Source organism: Streptomyces sp. NPDC014734 (assembly GCF_043083325.1).
GTDB lineage: Bacteria > Actinomycetota > Actinomycetes > Streptomycetales > Streptomycetaceae > Streptomyces.
This window is the reverse complement of the sequence record NZ_JBIBYN010000035.1, coordinates 58,332-73,663: the sequence shown is the minus strand read 5'-3', so window position 1 is coordinate 73,663 and position 15,332 is coordinate 58,332. Positions and strand designations below refer to the sequence as shown.

Below are 15,332 nucleotides of genomic sequence, written 5' to 3'. Positions count from 1 at the left end.
ACGCCTCGAAGAACCTCGCCTTCAGGTCTCCAAAATCCACGATCCCCGCAACTCCCTGAACAACAGGGTGTTGCGGGGATCAATAGAACCCGCCCGAGCGGCCCGGGGCCCTTCGCCGTCCGGGACCAGCGGCACCGCGCCCAGGGCCTAAACGCACTGGGGTGCGATGCCTGGGGTTCTGAGCTGCGGCGTGGGACAAGGACCTCGACAATCCTCATTCTTGCTGGTCGAGGCATCTTCTGCTTACCTGACCATCCGTCGGAATGCCCGCTTCATGAAAGCGCGAGGCTAAGCTCGACCCCACCCCACCCCACCAGCGAACGGCCCCCCTCCATGACCAACGGCCTCACCTGGATAGGCGCCCACGCCCACACCGCCACGCCCGTCCCCGGAATGCGCGGCGGCATCTCCCTCACCCTCGCCCGAGGCATCGACCCTGACGAGTTCCTCATCAGCCTCGGGGCCGACCTCGATCAGCTCGCCGCCCGCACCCCGCTGGCCGAACTGCGTAGCCAGCCCACCCCGCCCGGCCACGACCCCACCCGCTACGCCTACGCGATGTACGGCAGCGAGGGTGAGTGGACGTACGTGCTGGAGAACGACCACGCCGCGACCTGGGCAACCGGCTTCCGCCGTGTCCCCTCGATGAGGCCCGGCCCGGGTGAAGAGATCCTGTGCGCCAGCCGGAACCTGTACAGCCCGCCCGCCGCGATCCTGCACGTCGAAGGCGACGAGGTGATACGGCGCGCAGAGTTCGGCACCACCACCGGCCACGAGTCGGCGTTGGACGCGGCGCTCACCGCCGCCGGTGCCGTCTTCCCCTCCATCCCCGACGCCACCGCCGACGAGGTGACCGCCTACTACGAACAGCACGGCGCGCGCCTGCCCACCCTGGTGTTCACCGCGCTGGGCGCGTACACGGGGCTGAGCATCGACCAGGATGCCGCACAGGCCGGGAATCTCCCCGCCGTCCACCTCCTCACTCCTTGAGCCGCACGCGCCTGCACAACGGCTTCGGCCCCCACCCTGACGGTCAGGGTGGGGGCCGAAGCGTGTGACGCTGTACCGGGCCACGGACGCGGCGGACACCATGGACATGGTGGCCATGCTGATCGCCGCGTACTGCCAGCACACCGGCATGGCCGCCGACACCCTGCAGAGCTACCTCCAGGTCGGACAGCAGATGATCCGGGCTCACGGCACGGATGAGGAAGACCGTTCCCGTGTGGCGGGCCTGATGGGCGAGGCGCTGTCGTACGAGGCGATGCGGGCGCCGACGAACCGGATGCGGTACCACCGGGGCCAGCGCCAGGCAGAGCAGGCGCACCGGCCCGAGGACAACCCGCAGAAGCTGTTCACCGAGGCGTTCCAGCACGGTCTAAAGGCGAAGCTGTGTGACGACGTCGACTCGCTGGACAGCTACGGCTACCGATGTGGACCTCGGCCTGCGTCTCCAGGTTGGACCCCATCACAAGTGGATCGTCGAGCGCCGGACAATCCTCTCAGCTCACCTCAAGTTCGCTCAGCAGGACCGTACTCGGGTAGATGATCAATTGCGGCGGACCTGATGCGGTGTTCGAGATGATGCCGTGGCCGATTATCTCGGCATTCCCGACGGAAGTGTGCGGGGCCGGTCTACGGTGGGTGGGACGGTCGTGCGTGGGTGCGGCACCGCGAAGGGGGACGTGTGGAAGCCGAGTTGGCCGCGTTGGCGGCTTCGGGGGCGACGACGCTGGTCGGGTTGATGGTCTCGGATGTCTGGGCTCAGGCGCGTGACAGGGTGGCGGGGCTCTTCGCGCATGGCGGTGACAGGTCGGCCGGTGAGCTGGCACGGATCGAGCGTTCGCAGGCCGAGCAGTTGCAGGCATCCCGGGAGGCGCTATTGACCGCTCGTGCGTCTCAGGACGAGGCGACTGCGGCCGACATCACGCAGGAGTGGGAGGCGCGGTTGCGCCGGCTACTGCGCGGTGATCCAGCGATGGCCGACGAACTGCGCCGGCTGCTCGACGAACTGCGGCCGCAGCTGCCGCAGCAGCCTGCGGTGAGCGTGCACAACACCATCTCCGACGGGGAGTTCCACGCGCCGGTCTTCCAGGCAGCGCGTATCTCCGGGGTGCGTTTCGGCGTCTCGGGGTCTTCGGCCCAGGCCGGGGAGGAGAGTGCGTAGCCGGTGTCCCTCACGCCGGGGGATTCACCCGGCGGGTGCGGTGACAACCTGGACTCTGGCTCGTTCTCGCTGAAGCTGGCGGTTCTTGTGCGGCGTGGGGAGTAGCGTGCGCGCTGCGGGAGTTCTAGGTCCTGGGTTCTGGATTCCGGTCGCGGTGGTGTCCGCCCGGCCGGCGCACGTGTGATCGAACCCGCGACGAGTGTTGAGTGCCCGCGGTCGCCGTCGCGGGCTGCGACGGGGGTAGAAATGCGTGACGAGGCGGAGTCCGCGGCAGCGGACAGGGGGACTGTCCGTAATGAGGTGAGCGGCGGTTCGCAGGGCACCCTGAACCAGGGCCGGGACTTCATGTGGTACATAGGGGGCTCCCACATCCATGTGCGGTCCGGGGAGGAACTGGTCCGGGAGGGGGCCTGGTCGGACTGCCCGTATCTGGGACTGGCGCCGTTCCTCCAGCGGCACGCGCGGGTGTTCTGCGGCCGCGACGCGTTGGCCAAGCGGCTGGTCGAACGGCTGATGACGAGACTGCCCCAAGGCATGCTGGTGGTGGGAGCCTCGGGAGCGGGAAAATCGTCGCTGCTGCAGGCCGGGATGCTACCGCTCCTGGCACGGGGTGAGCTGGGGCGGTGGCCGGTGCTGAGTATGACTCCCACAGGGCAGCCGTTGCGGGAACTGGCCCACGGGCTGGCCCGGATGGCCGGGGTGGACGTGGTCTCGGTGGACCGCTCGCTGCGGGACGCTCCCCAGGCTGTGCCGCAACTGATCGAGCAGGTGATCCGCGCAACCCGCACCCACACAGACCAGGCTGCGGGTATCGACACGGACCCCGGTGGGGGTGGGCGGGCGCCCCGGCTGGTGCTGGTGATCGATCAGCTGGAGGAGTTGTTCACCCTCGCCCAGGAGAGCGAGCAGGGCCGGGAGGAGCGGGCCGCGTTCCTCGCGGCACTGCGGGCGGCGACGACCCCGGCCGAGCCTGGCGGAGCACCGGCCGCGATGGTGGTGGCAGCGGTCCGGGGTGACTTCCTGGACCAGGCGCTGCGCTTCCCGCTGCTGGCCGAGGCGATCGACGCCGAGGTGTTCGCGATCACGCCGATGAGCGAGAGGGAGCTGCGGTCCGCGGTCACCGGCCCGGCCGCAGAAGCGGACCTTGGCATCGACGAAGCGGTCGTCGACGCGGTCGTGGCAGAGGTACGCTCCGGCGACCCAGCCACCGAAGGCTTCGGAGCGGGAGTGCTGCCCCTGGTCTCCCAGGCGATGTACGCCGCCTGGAAGCACCGCGAACCCGGAGGGGAACTGAACCTGCGCGCCTACCGGCGCGGCGGCGGGACCACCGACGCCGTCAACCGCAGCGCCCAGACCCTCTACGACGACCTGCCCCCTAAACGGCAGAAGATCGCGGGTGCGGTGTTCACGCTGCTGACGATCGTAGCCCCCGACGGGCGTCTGGCCCGCCGCCGCCTGAGCATCGTGCAACTCCGCGCGGCGTGCACCGCGGACCCGGCCGAGGTGGACGCGGTGGTCACGGCGTTCGCCGCGCGCCGACTCCTGGTCACCGACGGCACCGGCGTCGAAATCGCCCACGACGTGCTGCTCACCTCCTGGCACCAGCTCACCACGTGGCTGGAGGGCGACCGCCTCGACAGGGCCCTGCACAGCCAACTGCTGACCGACACCACCACCTGGATCGACCACCAAAAGCACAAGGCTTACCTGTACCCGCCCGCCCGACTGGCCGAGGCCCGCGCCGCGGCCGACCGCTGGACAGCCGACCCCGAGCGCTATCCACAGCCCACCGCCGACGCGGCCGAGTTCCTCCTGACCGGCCACCGCGCAGCCCGCCGCGGCACCCGCATCCGCCGCACCCTTATCGCCGTCCTGGCCGTCCTGGTCGTCCTGGGAGGTATGGGCGTCCTGGGAGGCTTAGGCGTCCTGGGAGGCTTGGGCGTCCTGGCCGTCCTGGCCGTCCGGGGCATCCTGCGCAGCCGGGTCGGCCTGCTCAGCCGGGTCGTCCTGCTCAGCCTGGTCGCCCTGGGAGGCTTGGGCCTCCTGGGCGACCTGGGTGGTGTGGACGGTTCTGACGCCCTGGGCGGTTTGGTCATCCTGGTCGGCTTGGGCGTCCTGGCCGTCCTGGCCGTCCCGCGCATCCTGCGCAGCCGGGTCGGCCTGCTCAGCCGGGTCGTCCTGGTCGTCCTGGTGGGCCTGGTCGCCCTGGTCGTCCTGGTCGGCTTGGTCGGCGTGATCGTCCTGGTCGTCCAGGGCTAGCCGTTCTGACCTGACCACCGCCGCCATCACATCAGTGTCGACCCGGGACGGCACCGTGGCCTGGCGGTGCGCCTCGATCGCACGGCGGTAGCCCTCCGGCGGAGTCCTCCGCTGCACCGGCGCGGCGGGTGCGGTCGGCAGCGGGGTCGCCAACTGGGAGGAGGAGACCGCCTTCCTGGACGACCTCGAGTTCATGTGGGGGCCGCGCATCCGCCTCAGCAAGTGAGCAGCCAAGAACAAGCGGCGGGGGGGGGGCCGGGGGGGGGGGGGGGGGGGGGCCCGGGGGGGGGGGGGGGGGGGGGGGGGGGGGGGGGGTTGGGGGGGGGGGGGGGGGCGCCCCCCCCCCGCGCCCCCCCCCCCCCCCGGCGGCGGGGGGGGGGGGGGCCCGCGGCCCCCCCCCCCCCCCCCCCGCCGCTACGTGTCGGTCGCAAGTCGACGGGCCTTCTGCTGACCGGAGTCGGCGGCGCGCGTCCCAGGGCTTACACGCCCTCCAGTTTGATGCCGTGGGCCCGGACGCTGTGGCATCGCACTGGTGTGCATGTAGGCCCTGGGGTGTTGGGCCGCCTGCGGCTGAATGAGCCGAGCCGCCACCGGCACGAAACCGCGACAGCCGCTGTTTCAGCTCAGTCGGTAGTCGAGGAGCGCGAGGCCGGCGGCGGCTGCGCGGTGTTGGTAGGCGCGCAGCCCCGGGGCGCCGGGGGGTTCGGGCTTGCGGGCGTTGCGGTACCAGTGGCCGGTGAGGGCGGCGAGGAACGCCGTGGTGGTGTCCGGGTCGGTGGCGGTGGCGGAGTGGTCGCGAAGCAGGCGTGCGACGTCTGCGGGTGCGTGTCCGGCGAGGATGAGCTGCGGTGCGAGGGAGGCGGCGTCGATGCAGGCCGGCCCGGTGGTGGCGTGCGCCCAGTCCACGAAGGTCACCCCCTGCTGGTGGTCGCGGACCATGTTGTCGGCGCGCAGGTCGCCGTGGACGATGCGGTCGCCCTGAGCGAGGCTGGGCCAGGCGGCCTCAAGTTCGGCGAGCTCGTGCAGCCGGTCCCGTACGTCGAGGTCCAGGTCCCCGGGCGGGTCCGCGCGCAGGACGTCCCAGCCGTGGAGGCCGGCCGCGCCGGAGGGCGTGCCGGAGACCGCTTCGGTGTAGGCGGCCGGGGCGGGGCTGGAGGTCAGCTTGTCGAGCAGGGCCCAGGTCTGCCCGGCATCGCCGGAGGGCGGGGAGAGGTCGGGGTGCGGTCCGTCGAGGTGGGCGATGACGACGGCGGTCCGGCCGGCGGCGCGGTGGATCCCCAGGAGCTCCGGGGCCGGGGCGCCGGGAGGCAGGACGTCCAGGACGGTGGCTTCGTGGACGTTGGCGTCGGTCAGCGGGTCATCGTCGGGGGCCGCCTTGACGAAGAACCGTCGGCCACTGGTGAGGGTCAGGGCGGCGGCGAGCTGGTGACCGAAGCCGCCCGCCGGGGTGACCGCGTCGGTGACGGAGGAGCCGAGGGCGGTTTCGAGGCGGGTTCGCAGCAGGGCCGGGACATCGGTCCATCGCAGACGGCCGGATGGAGGGAGAACAGACATGGAGGCGACTCACAGGTAGTGGCGGGCAGGGCGCGGGGGTGAGCGCCGGCCCGGACCGTGTGAGGTGGTGCCTCAGTGGTCCCGGCCGATGTTTGGCGCCTGTCGCCGCATCACGCGCATGCCTTGAGTTCCTTGAATGTGTGGAAGGGCACCCGTGGTGGGTGCCCTTCCACTGTAGCGGGGCGGGTGGGTCAGATCGCGGGTGTTTGAGTCAGATGGTGCAGGAGGGACGGGCCGATACGGGTGGGATCGGGCAGCAGGTGACGGGCCCCTGCCGTACGGAGGGCGGCGGGCGGGTGCCAGCCCCAGGTGGCGCCCAGTGCAAGGACACCGGCAGCGTTGGCGGCGGTCATGTCGCCGGGGCTGTCCCCGACGAATACCGCCCGCTCGGGTCGTACGCCGAACCGGGCCAGGGCGGCGTGCAGCCCGTCGGGGGCGGGTTTCGCGGGTGCGTCCTGCCGGGTGATCACCACGTCCAGCAGGTCGGTGAGGGCGGGCGGCAGGAACCAGGGCAGGCGGTCGCGGTCCTGGAGGGTGACGACCCCGATGGCCACGTCGGCAGCGCGCAGAGCCAGCAGACCGGTGAGCACGCCGGGGAACGCGGTGGGCAGCGCGGCGGCGAGCGCGCCGTCCCACCACCGGCTGCAGGCGTCGTCCGGATCAGTGACGCCGAGGAGCGCCAGGACGTCGGCCCGAGGGTGGCGCAGGGCACCGGGCGGGAAGTCCGCCATCGTGGTGCGGCGGCCGGTCGCACAGGTCGCGACCGCCGCGAGGGCTGCCCGTACGGCCGGGCCGCTGTCAAGGAGTACCCCGTCGAGGTCGAAGAGTGCCGCCTGCCGGGTCACGGGGCGCTTCCCGGATCGGTGAGCAGCGCGGACAGCGTCATCCGGTGCTCGGTGAGCAGCGCCGCCGCTCCCGCGTCGCGGTCCAGGACGCACGCCGCGGCGGTGACGCGGGCGCCCGCGATCCGCAGCAGCCGGGCGCCGTGCAGAAGACTGGTCCCGCTGCGGGCGGTGTCGTCGATCAGGACGGCGCGGCGGCCGTCCAGGTCGGCGCCCTCGATCTGCCGCCTCGTCCCGTGCTGCTTCGGCGCGGCCCGTACGTAGGCGGCGGGCAGCCCGGTGTGCAGGGACACCGCCGTCACGAGCGGGATCGCCGCGAGCGCCGGCCCGGCTACCACTTCGGTGTCTGGGGGCAGCAGGGCGGCGAGCGCGGCCGCGGTCTCCCTCAGCAGCGCCGGGTCGCAGGTCAGCCGGTAGGGGTCGAAGTAGCACTTGAGGGTGCGCCCGTCGGGGAGCTGGTAGGGGCCGGGCCGGAACGCGGCGCCGATCCGGTCCGCGAGGACAGCGGACGTCGAGGTCGTCATCGCGGACTCCCGGAGATGAGGGCGGACAGGTCCTTCTCCAGCGCGGCGACGTCGGGAAGGTCGGCGAGGAACCCCAGCGGCCGGGTCGGACCTTCCACCAGCCGCTGCTCCGTACGGAGGAAGGTGCCGAGCCCGATGGCGGCCGGGCCCAGCAGTCGTACCGGGACGGGGCGGATCGTCGTCGCGTAGTACAGGGCAGCGGCCGCCTCGTGCAGGGTGCCGACTCCGCCGCCCATGACCACGACCAGGTCCACGTCGTCGAGGTAGGCGTGGAGCCGGTCGCCTATCGTCGGCGCGTACACCACGTCGGTGACATGCGGGTTGAACGGCCCCCACTCCTGGTTGGCCAGGGTGATCGCGGTGACCGGCACGCCGTGGCGGGCGGCGCCCTGGGCGGCGGCTTCCATCAGGCCGTTGTAGCCGCCGTGCCGCAGCCCGTACCCGGCCGCGCCCAGGGCTCCCCCGGCGGCCAGGGCGAGGTGGTCCTCGCCGGGGCGCGCGACGACGCCGGCGAACAGTGCCGCGGTGCGCGTCATGCCTGTCCCTCCTGGCTCTGGTAGGCGCGGTACGCCACGATCTCGTCCTCAAGGGCGGTCACCGCGTGCGGGGCGATCCGCCCGCTCAGGCGCACGATCCGCTCCAGCGCCTGGTCCGCCTGGACGACGGTGGGCGCCGGCGGTCCGCTCAGCGCTTCGGTCAGCTCCGCCAGGCACTCGCGGCCGATCGCCGTACGGCCCACTTCGTCGGGCGGGTGGTACCAGCCGTAGTGACGGGAGTGCGGGACCAGCGCGGTGCGGATCACGTCCCGGCACGTCTCGTGCAGGTGGTGCAGGAGCCCGTAGGCGATGTACTCCTGTCCGCGCAGGACGCGCTTGCGGAGCATCGCGTGCAGGACCATCGCCTGCACCAGCAGCGTCGAGCAGTCCGCCGGCGTGGCCGCCGTACGGGCCAGCTCCGCCGATGCCTCCGTACGGTCGCGCGCGTCCGGGCCGGTGCCCGTACGGGTGCCCTGCCAGAGCAGGCGCGGGCCGATCCGGCGGCGCAGCGCGTCCACGGCGCTGTCCGGGCAGAGGTAGAGGTCAAGCTGGAGCAGGTGCCCGTCGTGTGGGAGCAGGTAGACGGACCGGCGCCGCCCAGGTCGCCGACGATGGTGTCGCGCCAGCCGGGCAGCAGCGCTCCGAACTCGGTGGACATCACCGCGTCCAGACTGCCCATCAGCGCCAGAAGCCGCTCGTCGGTGACGGCGACGACCAGGTCGACGTCGGACAGCCGGTCCGCCGTCCCGGTCGCCAGGGAGCCGCGTACGAGCAGCTGCGTCACCGCCGGAACGCCGGACAGTGTCTGCACCAGGTCGGCGAGCACGGTCAGCTGTGAGGGGCGGTGGGCGTAGGCCAGTTCCTCCAGCGGCGACAGCGCCGCCCGGGATGTGGTCGAGGTCGTGGTCATTCGGCGTTCCTTCCTGCGAGAGAAGACGTACGGGCGAGCAGGTGCTTCTTCGCCTCCGTCCATCGGGCGGCCTCCGTGTCCGAGCCGCGGTTGGTGTGCAGTTCGGCGATCAGGTCGTACGCGCCGCCCTCGTCAAGCGCGTAGGCGTAGTACGCGCGCAGCAGGACCTGCTCTGCCGAGGAGACGAAGCCGAGCGCGACCAGCTGCGCGGCACGCTCCATCAGCCGGCCCCGGTCGGCCACCGTCATCTCCGGAAGCGCGACGGCGTCCCCGGCGCGCAGGTGCGGGTGGGCTGCGAGCTTCCGGTAGGCGTCGTCGGTGTAGACGTCGGCGATCAGGTGCAGCCGGTCGGGGCCGGTAGCGTTGCGGACCCCGTGAGCGCGGGAGGGCGTCAGCCGCCACAGAGAGCCGGCTCCCATGCGAACCCGGGCCCCGCCGGTGACGAGGACCACCGACGGGTTGGTGACGAGCGGGATGTGCAGGCGGTGCCGGCCACGCTCGTTCAGCTCCGCGTAGTCGCGGTGCTCCCATAGATAAGAGTGCGGCTCCAGCCGGGCGAGGCGTACGAACATGAAGTCCAGCCCCAGCCCCGCCAGGAAGTCCCGGGTGACGGGCATCTCGTTGAGGAGGGTCGTCGGGCGGGGACGGCCGTCGCCGATCACGACGTCGTGCGGGTCGCCGCCCGGGGAGTGGTTCATCAGCAAGGCGGTCCACCAGCCGCCGGACTGGTACTCCCCGTACGCGGCCTTCCCCCACATCGGCGCCGCGAGCGCCTCCGCGCGCATCCGCTCCACCAGCGTCCCGTCCAGGTCGGCCAGTCGGGCCACCTGCTCCAGCAGCTCCGGCCCCGGGCTGCCTGTCTCGATGGCCGTGCTCGCGGCGAACGTCATCGTTGCCATGCGTCTCTCCCGACACCTCGGTCCGTGGCGCTCCGGCCGGACCGCCGGGACTCACCACACCGCAGCCCTCGCGCCGGGCACAGGACTGTGGCGTTGCGGCCGGTTGCCGCCGGTTGCGGTGCGTTGCGGACCGGCCCCGGCCCTTGCCCTTGCTGCCGGTTGCGGTGGGTTGCGGACCGCCTCGCGCACCCTTCCCCCGCCCCCCGCCCGGCGGGAAGACTGGTGTCCCGTGTGCTCGCGAAAGGGACGCCGCCGTGACCGTGAACACCACCGCCGACCAGCACCCGCTCGCCTACCTGCTCTCCCGGCGCGGGATGAGCAACGAGGCGTACCTGTTCCGGGTGGCCGAGCAGCACCGGCGTATGGGGTACGGGCAGATGGGGCACCGTAAGGAGAAGGCGTCGCGGTGGGTCAGCGGCGAGAACGCACCCACCCTGCACACCCAGTTCGCGATGGCCGCGCTGGAGAAGATCCCGCCCGAAGCCGTACTCGCGCACGGCTGGCCGGGCTGGCTCTTACTCGCAGTGCCCGACGACCACGCCGTCCTCACCGCTCCGTGGACCACCACGGCGACCGTGCACGCACCGGAGATCGCAGGAGGTCCGGTGGACCGCAGGAAGTTCCTGATCACCACATCCGTCACCCTCACCGGCACCGTCGCCCAGTGGTCCGGTGCCGCCCCCTCAGGCGCCGTCACCGCGGGCGGCCGCCGTATCGACGACAGCACCCCCGACCGGTTCGAGCGCCGCCTGGACGAACTGCGGCACCTGGATGACGAGCTGGGCTCCGGGGAGGTCTACGCCGCCGCCCGCACCGAGCTGCGCCTGATCCTCAGCACACTCAAGGACTCCTCCTACAGCGAGCGCGTCGGACGCCGACTGTTCGGTGCGGCGGCCGAAGCGTCGAGGTCGGCCAGCTGGACGGCGTACGACAGCGGCCGGATCGCCGCAGCTGAGCGTCACTACGTCACCGCCATGCGGGCCGCCGCGAGCGCCGATAATCCGGTCGTCGGCGCCAACACGCTCGCGTTCTGGGCCATCCAGCAGTACTCCACCGGCAACCCGCACGGGGCGATCGACCTCATCGACGCGGCCCTGGCCCAGGCCCCGCGCATCGGCTCCGCCCGCATGACCGCCATGCTCCACGCCCGCGCCTGCCGGGCCCACGCACGCGCCGGCGATGCCCGCGCCGCCGTCCGGTCCGCGAACGCGGCCCTGGACACCTACGCGCACGCGGGCCCGATGGAAGCGGACCCGGCCTGCGTCTACTGGTTCAACCTCGGGGAGACTCACCAGCTCCTGGGCAGCTCCGCCCTCAACCTCGGCAACCCCCGCCAGGCCCTCAAGCACTTCCAGGACGCCTCCACCGCCCACCACAGCGAAGGCGAGGCGTACGACGGCGACGCCTTCCCGCGCGGACACGCCATCTACCTGGCCCGCCTCGCCGAAGCCCATCTCGCCCTCGGCGACATCGATGCCGCCGTCGACACCGCCCACACCGCCGTCACCCGCATGGGAGACATCACCTCCGCACGCGGCACCAGCACCTTGAACGACCTCCGGCAAAAACTCGGACGCCGCCGCGGCGTACCCATCGTCGCCGACTTCCTCAACTACACCGCCGACTAGAAGGTCGATGAAGATCTTGGTGAGGGGCTGTCCGGCCGTGAGGCCGGACAGCCCCTGCGGTCATGTGCCGGCCGGTGCGAGGCGCCAGGTGCCACTGGTGTGGGTGAGGCCGGGGTTGACCAGTCGGCGGAGGTTGAGGGCGGCGGCTCGGGTGTGGAGCCAGGCGTTGTTGCTGATGGTGCCGCGGTAGCGGAGTCGGCGGTCGCCGGCCTGGACGAGCCAGGCGACGGCGCGTTCGGCCGGTGGTCTCCAGCGGCGGTAGTCGGCCTGCCGGCCGGGGTCGGTGGCGGCTTGGCGGCGGGCGGCTGTCTGGAGGTCGTGGTGAGGTCGGATGGTCAGGATGCGTCCGGCCTTGGCTTTGGTGCACCGCTCACGCAGAGGGCATCCGGTGCATAAGCCCGCGAAAGAGGCTTTGCGTTGGTGGTGCTGCCCGCCGGGGCCGGACAGAGGCACGGTGTGTCCGGCCGGGCAGGTCACGATGGCGGCGGTGGTGTCGAGGGTGAAGCCGCCAGGGACGGCTGGCCGCAGCGGTGCGGGTTTGAGGAACAGCCGGTGTCCGGCCTCGTGGAGGCTCTGGCGGACATCGCCGGTGGAGTAGGCGGTGTCGCCGAAGACGTCCAGCGGCTTGTCCTCGTCGGCAAGCAGGTCCAGGCCGACGGCGGCCTCGTGGTGTTCGGCTCCGGCGCCGGGCCGCAGAGCGACGGCGGTGTATATGCCGGTCTCGGGCCCGATGGCCAGGTGGGCCTTGAAGCCGTCCTGCTGGTGGCTGCGGGTCCTGTGGGGATCGACGGTGGAGACCATCCGGCTGGGAGCTGTGCCCTGGGTGATGCGCCAGCGTCCGTCGCGGCCGTCGGAGTCCTCGGCGGGCTCGACGTCCTGACCGGCGGCCAGGGCCAGGATGCCCACCGCGTTCGCGGCTTTCCCGCTGAGTTGCCGCTCGGGCAGGTGACCCAGCAGCCGCAGCGCATCTGTGACCAGTGCGTCGACCAGTTCGGCACGGGCCTGCGCGTCGTTCCAGGCGATGCGGGGCCTGCCCGGGTCGGTGTAGTCATGTGCGTTGCACTGCGCGGCGGCGACCGCGCCGGCTCCGGGGACCTCGCGGATGACCGCGCGGACGGCGGCGATGATCTGGGTGACGGTGTCCTGGGTGGCGACCGCGTCGTCCAGAACGGTGGAATCCAGCGCCCGCCGGTGCTTGCCCTTGAGGACACCGGTGGCCTTCACCACCTCCCGCACCGCCCCGAAGACGCGGTTGGGCCGGATGGAGCGGGCCAGCCGGCGCCGGAAGTAGGCCAGCAGCGACGGATCGAACGCCATGTCATGCAAGCCCAGACCACACGCGGCCTTCCACCGCAGATCGCACCGCAGTTCCTGCACCGTCTCGAAGTCCGACAGCCCGTGCAGGGCCTGCAGCGTGATCGCGGCGGCCAGGATCAGCGGGGGCATGCTCGGCCGTCCGTTCGCCGACGGGTACATGTCCGCGAACATCCCCGCCGGGAACAGCGCACCACGATGCTCTGCCAGGAAGGCGAACACACTGCCCGCCGGGATCAACTCCCGGCACGTCTCCCATACATCCGGCCCGACCGTCTCCCCGGCCCATTCCCCCGTCACCACAACAACGAGTCCGGCCCCGCCGCTCACGCGGCGGGGCCAGAACCCCAAGATCTTCATGAGTCTTCTAGGGCCTGTCCGGCGAGGGGATGCCTTCACGTCTCGGCGTGGCGGAACTTACGGTTTGTGGGATACCCAGAGCAGTTCCGCTGGCCAGCGGTGTGCCCAGTCGGGTGGGTCGGTTTCGTTGTAGCCGTTGGGTGTTCCAAGTTCGGGCCGCGGCTCGATGAGGTCATCGATGATGAGACCCGCGCCGCGCAGGACCTTGACCCAGTCGCCGTAGGTGAGCTGATAGCTGGTCGCGCCGTCGTCTTCGGCGATGGTGTTCAGCCCGAAGTAGTCCTGCTGCAGCGTCGTGGTCACGCGGCGGGCGGCTTCGTCGTAGCAAGCTTCGAACCATGGGCTGGCGACGTTGAACACCAGGCGCCCGCCTCGGCCCAAGACGCGTGCGGCCTGCGGGACGGCCAGGTGCGGAGGTGCCCAGCTGAGCCCACCGAAGTCGCAGAACACCAGGTCGAAGGTGTCGGCGGCGAAGGGGAGTCGTTCGGCGGCGCCTTGCACCAGCGGGTAGCGGGCCGCTCCCATCGCGCGGGTTGCTGCGCTGAGTTGGGCTTCGGACAGGTCGAGCCCGACCACGGTGGCGCCCTCGGCGGCGAGCGCCCTGGACCACTGGCCGGCGCCGCATCCGAGTTCGAGGACGCGCTTGCCGGTGACGTCGCCCAGGGCGTGCAGGTGCGCGTCGGGGATGGAGTACATGCCCCACAGCCGGGGTGTGGCGCCGATTTGCGGGTCGTGCTCGTGCTGGTAGGCGCTGCTGATCCGGTTCCAGAGCCGCCGGTTGGCGGGGATGCTGTCCACGTGCGGACTCCAGCACTGCCTGCCGGGGGCGGTCAACACGATTAGGGCACTGGCCGGCCCTCGCCTCGGTCCGGCCCTGGCTCGGCCCGTGATCCGCCGGACGAGCCCTAACGGCGTGTGCGTCCGGAGCAGCTCGGCATCACGCCTGCTGGCTCCCCGGGAGCAGGAGGAGCCCGCGCAGCCGTCTACGGCGCCCATGGCGGCAGCTAGGGGCTCGCCTCCCGCGTCCAACCTCACATGCACGCCGCGGCGCCTCCAGGGGGAGGCGCCGCGGCGTTGTACATCAGGGCGGCATGTCTTATGCCACACCGGCCTACTACGGTGTGGGAGCTTCTTCGCCGCTGCGCTGCTCCTCGAACAGGTCCAACTTGGCGGAGTCTTCGGCAACGGAGAAGACCATCTTTCCGTGGAGCGCGTACTGGCAGATCCGCGAGTGTTCTGCTGAGGAGAGCTCCAGTTGCTGACGATCCTGTGTGGGCTCCTGAAACCACTGGGTGATGCGCATGAACTGGAAGACCGCAGCGCCCTGATGGGGCTCGTAAACGATGCGGCTCAGCCCTTCCAGCACCTTTGCATGGGTAAGGGACTCACGCCGACCGGCGGGATCAGTGAACGATACGCTCCACGACCACTCGTGCCCGTCGCTCAACTCGGCGTCGGCCGGGTAGCGACCGTCGAAGTCCCTGTAGTAGTCGGCGCGGGGCCCTGTCACGATGCGCTCCCACTCCGCGTCACCCAGCCAAGGTGACGCTGCAAGGAACCCCTCAGCGATCTTCCGGGTCTCCTCATCGGTGATCAGGTGTCCCCCACCCATAGCCCGCTCCTTTTCCCGTGTACGTGGTCACTCGCCGCCGTCCGCTACTGGAACGAGCGGTGACCGGTCGGCCAGCGTATCCAGACGTGAACGCGGCCCGGAGACGGGCCGTCTCCGGCGGTGTCGAGTGGTGCTCGCCCCGTCCGGGTTGGAACGGGTGTGGTGCCTTGTGGTGCCGTGCGCCGCGCACCCGGGGTCATTGGTCCCGTCCGGGTGCGCGGCGGTCTCAGGGGGTCTTGGCTGGCTCGGGGGCGGCGCTGACGAGGCGGTCCAGGCGTTCGTACAGGGCGCGTACGAGGCGGGCGTGGCGTTGGGTGCAGCGCGCGGTGCCCTCGGCTGGGACGGACAGGCGGCGGTCGGCTTCTTCGAGGACGACGTCGGCGAGGGCGCGGGCGGCGTGGTCGTGGGGCAGCAGGTCGGCGGCGCGGCGGACGTCGGCGGCGACGGCGCGGGCGGAGCCGGTGACCAGCAGCGTGATCTGTTTCAGGTCTGCAGGTGGCGGGCCGGGGTCGCCGTTCCATCCCAGGACGGCTTTGACCAGTGTCTTGTGGAGCTCGCGGTCCAGGGGGAGTTCTGCTTCGAGGCGTCCTTCGGGGTCGTGGAGGACCACGTGTGTGCTGCTCATCGGTGCCTCGCCGGGTTGTGGGTCGCGGGCGGCACGGTCTCGTTCGTCGGACGTCGACCGCATCCCGACCGTACGAGCGGACCTGATGCGGTAGGACTGACC

15 protein-coding genes and 1 pseudogene are annotated in these 15,332 nt (G+C 71.6%); 5 read left to right on the top strand and 11 right to left on the bottom strand.

The genetic code is table 11. The annotated features are described in order from the left end of the window. Window positions 1-333: 333 nt before the first annotated feature. The 4 genes from ACF1CT_RS34975 (at window position 334) to ACF1CT_RS34960 (ending at window position 4,426) form a co-directional block, all read left to right on the top strand. On the top strand, window positions 334-990 hold the full coding sequence (locus tag ACF1CT_RS34975) for a hypothetical protein (RefSeq protein ID WP_391788053.1): 657 nt from the start codon (window positions 334-336) through the stop codon (window positions 988-990). 64 nt (window positions 991-1,054) lie between these two features. Beyond that, entirely contained in the window at window positions 1,055-1,549 is a 495-nt protein-coding gene (locus ACF1CT_RS34970; RefSeq protein WP_391788052.1) for a hypothetical protein, read from the top strand. 138 nt (window positions 1,550-1,687) lie between these two features. Beyond that, complete coding sequence (locus ACF1CT_RS34965; RefSeq protein WP_391788051.1) at window positions 1,688-2,167, top strand: hypothetical protein; 480 nt, start codon at window positions 1,688-1,690, stop codon at window positions 2,165-2,167. 246 nt (window positions 2,168-2,413) lie between these two features. Beyond that, complete coding sequence (locus ACF1CT_RS34960; RefSeq protein ID WP_391788050.1) at window positions 2,414-4,426, top strand: ATP-binding protein; 2,013 nt, start codon at window positions 2,414-2,416, stop codon at window positions 4,424-4,426. Window positions 4,427-5,044: 618 nt separating this feature from the next. Here ACF1CT_RS34960 and ACF1CT_RS34955 read toward each other — a convergent pair. The 7 genes and pseudogenes from ACF1CT_RS34955 to ACF1CT_RS34925 all read right to left on the bottom strand — a co-directional run bounded on the left by ACF1CT_RS34955 (window position 5,045) and on the right by ACF1CT_RS34925 (window position 9,691). Beyond that, entirely contained in the window at window positions 5,045-5,980 is a 936-nt protein-coding gene (locus ACF1CT_RS34955; RefSeq protein ID WP_391788049.1) for a phosphotransferase family protein, read from the bottom strand. Window positions 5,981-6,171: 191 nt separating this feature from the next. Then, on the bottom strand, window positions 6,172-6,825 hold the full coding sequence (locus tag ACF1CT_RS34950; protein WP_391788048.1) for an HAD family hydrolase: 654 nt from the start codon (window positions 6,823-6,825) through the stop codon (window positions 6,172-6,174). Further along, complete coding sequence (locus tag ACF1CT_RS34945; protein WP_391788047.1) at window positions 6,822-7,346, bottom strand: orotate phosphoribosyltransferase; 525 nt, start codon at window positions 7,344-7,346, stop codon at window positions 6,822-6,824. Before ACF1CT_RS34945 ends, ACF1CT_RS34950 begins: the two co-directional genes overlap by 4 nt. Continuing rightward, window positions 7,343-7,882, bottom strand: coding sequence for an LOG family protein (locus tag ACF1CT_RS34940; RefSeq protein ID WP_391788046.1), 540 nt, complete (start codon window positions 7,880-7,882; stop codon window positions 7,343-7,345). The genes ACF1CT_RS34945 and ACF1CT_RS34940 overlap by 4 nt, the downstream gene beginning before the upstream one ends. Then, a complete protein-coding gene (locus ACF1CT_RS34935) occupies window positions 7,879-8,400 on the bottom strand; it encodes a hypothetical protein (protein WP_391788059.1) in 522 nt (173 codons plus the stop codon). The genes ACF1CT_RS34940 and ACF1CT_RS34935 overlap by 4 nt, the downstream gene beginning before the upstream one ends. Before the next feature lie 227 nt (window positions 8,401-8,627). Further along, window positions 8,628-8,792: pseudogene (locus ACF1CT_RS34930) on the bottom strand (hypothetical protein); the annotation flags it as partial. Further along, the gene (locus ACF1CT_RS34925; protein WP_391788045.1) at window positions 8,789-9,691 is read right to left on the bottom strand and encodes an aspartyl/asparaginyl beta-hydroxylase domain-containing protein; all 903 of its coding nucleotides are present in this window, start codon (window positions 9,689-9,691) and stop codon (window positions 8,789-8,791) included. The pseudogene ACF1CT_RS34930 and the gene ACF1CT_RS34925, both read right to left, overlap by 4 nt. 254 nt (window positions 9,692-9,945) lie before the next feature. Here ACF1CT_RS34925 and ACF1CT_RS34920 point away from each other — a divergent pair, with 254 nt between their 5' ends. Beyond that, window positions 9,946-11,319, top strand: a complete 1,374-nt coding sequence (locus tag ACF1CT_RS34920) for a transcriptional regulator (RefSeq protein ID WP_391788044.1) — start codon at window positions 9,946-9,948, stop codon at window positions 11,317-11,319. Window positions 11,320-11,379: 60 nt separating this feature from the next. On the opposite strand, the gene ACF1CT_RS34915 is transcribed toward ACF1CT_RS34920, so the two are convergent. From ACF1CT_RS34915 to ACF1CT_RS34900, 4 genes are all read right to left on the bottom strand, one after another. Beyond that, window positions 11,380-12,993, bottom strand: a complete 1,614-nt coding sequence (locus tag ACF1CT_RS34915) for an IS1182 family transposase (RefSeq protein WP_391788043.1) — start codon at window positions 12,991-12,993, stop codon at window positions 11,380-11,382. Window positions 12,994-13,050: 57 nt separating this feature from the next. Next, window positions 13,051-13,791 (bottom strand): class I SAM-dependent methyltransferase, encoded by a 741-nt coding sequence (locus tag ACF1CT_RS34910; protein WP_391788058.1) that lies wholly within the window; start codon window positions 13,789-13,791, stop codon window positions 13,051-13,053. A 316-nt stretch (window positions 13,792-14,107) separates the two neighbouring features. Beyond that, entirely contained in the window at window positions 14,108-14,605 is a 498-nt protein-coding gene (locus tag ACF1CT_RS34905) for a hypothetical protein (protein ID WP_391788042.1), read from the bottom strand. A gap of 226 nt (window positions 14,606-14,831) precedes the next feature. After that, window positions 14,832-15,230: a DUF6415 family natural product biosynthesis protein gene (locus ACF1CT_RS34900; protein WP_391788041.1), complete on the bottom strand. Its 399-nt coding sequence runs from the start codon at window positions 15,228-15,230 to the stop codon at window positions 14,832-14,834. Window positions 15,231-15,332: the final 102 nt, after the last annotated feature.

What these genes read in the sequence shown, in the direction of transcription:
- ACF1CT_RS34955 (WP_391788049.1), bottom strand. Translation starts at nt 5,980, where the DNA reads ATGTCTGTTCTCCCTCCATCCGGCCGTCTGCGATGGACCGATGTCCCG.
- ACF1CT_RS34925 (WP_391788045.1), bottom strand. Translation starts at nt 9,691, where the DNA reads ATGGCAACGATGACGTTCGCCGCGAGCACGGCCATCGAGACAGGCAGC.
- ACF1CT_RS34945 (WP_391788047.1), bottom strand. Translation starts at nt 7,346, where the DNA reads ATGACGACCTCGACGTCCGCTGTCCTCGCGGACCGGATCGGCGCCGCG.
- ACF1CT_RS34905 (WP_391788042.1), bottom strand. Translation starts at nt 14,605, where the DNA reads ATGGGTGGGGGACACCTGATCACCGATGAGGAGACCCGGAAGATCGCT.
- ACF1CT_RS34975 (WP_391788053.1), top strand. Translation starts at nt 334, where the DNA reads ATGACCAACGGCCTCACCTGGATAGGCGCCCACGCCCACACCGCCACG.
- ACF1CT_RS34900 (WP_391788041.1), bottom strand. Translation starts at nt 15,230, where the DNA reads ATGAGCAGCACACACGTGGTCCTCCACGACCCCGAAGGACGCCTCGAA.
- ACF1CT_RS34915 (WP_391788043.1), bottom strand. Translation starts at nt 12,993, where the DNA reads ATGAAGATCTTGGGGTTCTGGCCCCGCCGCGTGAGCGGCGGGGCCGGA.
- ACF1CT_RS34940 (WP_391788046.1), bottom strand. Translation starts at nt 7,882, where the DNA reads ATGACGCGCACCGCGGCACTGTTCGCCGGCGTCGTCGCGCGCCCCGGC.
- ACF1CT_RS34960 (WP_391788050.1), top strand. Translation starts at nt 2,414, where the DNA reads ATGCGTGACGAGGCGGAGTCCGCGGCAGCGGACAGGGGGACTGTCCGT.